1 protein-coding gene is annotated in these 1617 nt (G+C 68.7%); it reads left to right on the forward strand.

What is annotated here, in order from left to right; all coding sequences use genetic code 11:
* Nucleotides 1-1617 (forward strand): amino acid adenylation domain-containing protein (locus ACWDMM_RS33755; protein ID WP_449941587.1); only part of this gene is annotated, 1617 nt, incomplete at both ends.

Raw genomic sequence — 1617 nt, forward strand, 5'->3', positions numbered from 1 at the left:
GGGTGCGGCGTATCTGCCGATCGATACGACCTATCCGGTGCAGCGGTTGGAGTTCATGCTCGAAGACGCCGCCCCGGTCTGCGTGCTGACCAGCGCCACCGAGCAGGACTCCCTGCCCGCGAGCCATATCCCGGTGCTCCTGCTGGAGGAGACCACCGGCTACGACGACGCGCGCGTCCGCAACCGCGAGCGCGTGCGGCCGCTGCGCCCGGACAACCTGGCCTATGTCATCTACACCTCCGGGTCCACCGGCGTGCCCAAGGGCGTCGGCGTCGCGCACCGCAACGTGGTCGAACTGTTCGCCAACACCCAATTGCTGTTCGAGTTCGACGAAACCGACGTCTGGACGCTGTTCCATTCCTTCGCGTTCGACTTCTCGGTCTGGGAACTGTGGTGCGCTCTGGCCAACGGCGGCAGCGTGGTCGTGGTCGACTACCTGACCTCCCGCTCGCCCGAGCAGTTCCGCGAATTGCTGATCCGCGAGCAGGTCACCGTGCTCAACCAAACCCCCTCGGCGTTCTACCAACTCGCCGAGGCCGACCGAGCGGCGCATCAGGACCAGGGCAAGTTCGCGCTGCGCTACATCGTGTTCGGTGGCGAGGCGCTGGATCTGCGCCAGCTACGGCGCTGGTACGAGCGCCATCCGGTGGACGCGCCGTGGCTGGTGAACATGTACGGCATCACCGAGACCACCGTGCACGTGTCGTTCCTGTCGTTGGACGAGCAGATGGTCGACAACCCGGCCAGCGTGATCGGACGTGCCCTGCCCGGCCTGGACGCGTACGTGCTCGACGACCGGTTGCACCCGGCGCCGGTCGGCGTGGCCGGAGAGATCTACGTCGCGGGCGCGCAGCTCTCGCGGGGGTATCTGGGCCGTCCCGGGCTGGCGGCGACACGGTTCGTCGCGAATCCGTTCGGTGCGCCGGGCTCGCGGATGTATCGCAGTGGTGACATCGGCCGCTGGGTCGGATTCGGCGGTCACGCCACGCTGGAGTACGCCGGTCGTGGTGACCAGCAGGTGCAGTTGCGTGGTTTCCGTATCGAACTCGGCGAGATCGAAGCCGCGCTGCTGCGGTGCCCCGGCGTGAGCCAGGCGGTCGTGCTGGTGCGCGCCGACGACCATGCGGGTGACCGGTTGATCGGCTACGTCGTGCCCGATTCCGGGGGAAGCCTGGACGCGTCGGTGCTGCGTGCGCAGGTCTCCGAGTTCCTGACCGGGTATATGGTCCCGGACGCGCTGATGGTGCTGGACGCGTTGCCGCTGACGCCCAACGGGAAGCTCGACCGCCGGGCGTTGCCCGCGCCGGAGTTCGTGTCGTCGGTGGTGTTCCGTGCGCCGAGTTCGCCGGTGGAGCAGGCGGTGGCGGAGGTGTTCGCGGGGTTGCTGGGCGCGGCGGAGGTCGGGTTGGACGACGACTTCTTCGCGTTGGGCGGTAACTCGCTGCTGGCCACCCGGGTGGTCGCGCGGATCAACGAAGCCCTGGACGCGGACGTGACGGTACGGCAGTTGTTCGAAGCACCCACCGTCGCCGAACTGGCCGCCCGCGTGGTCCCCGGCGCCGGCGGCGGCGCACGCACCGTGCTCGAACGCGTCGAACGCAGCGAACCCATCCCGCT

Source organism: Nocardia sp. NPDC003726, assembly GCF_053586955.1.